Below are 312 nucleotides of genomic sequence, written 5' to 3' on the forward strand. Positions count from 1 at the left end.
GGAGCCGCGGCATGAGGCAGACCGCGTCATCCTGCAAGGTGGGGTCGCGGCGATGCTGCGCCAGGACCTGGTCGACCGTGGGGTTGTAGTTCAGCTGGCAGAAGAGGGCGGCGTCGCGACCGTCGCCGATCGAGGTCGTGAGCTCGTCGTGGCTGGCGCCCCCCAGCTGGCCGTGAGGATGCGCGCCGCAGGACGTGAGGACCGTGCGCCAGAGCGTGAGCTGGCCGTTGTCGGACATCACCGGCTCGATCTCGATGCCGCCCGCGACCTCCGGAGGCCTGCGGATCGCGCCTGTCATGAGCCACGAGGGCG

The 312-nt window shown here is 70.8% G+C and carries 1 protein-coding gene; it reads right to left on the bottom strand.

Annotation, left to right across the window (positions count from 1 at the left end; translation table 11 throughout):
• Positions 1-298 (bottom strand): hypothetical protein (locus tag MKK75_RS28480; RefSeq protein WP_244045849.1); only part of this gene is annotated, 298 nt, incomplete at its 3' end.
• Positions 299-312 lie beyond the last annotated feature (14 nt).

It is taken from the genome of Methylobacterium sp. J-030 (assembly GCF_022829545.1).
Lineage (GTDB): Bacteria > Pseudomonadota > Alphaproteobacteria > Rhizobiales > Beijerinckiaceae > Methylobacterium.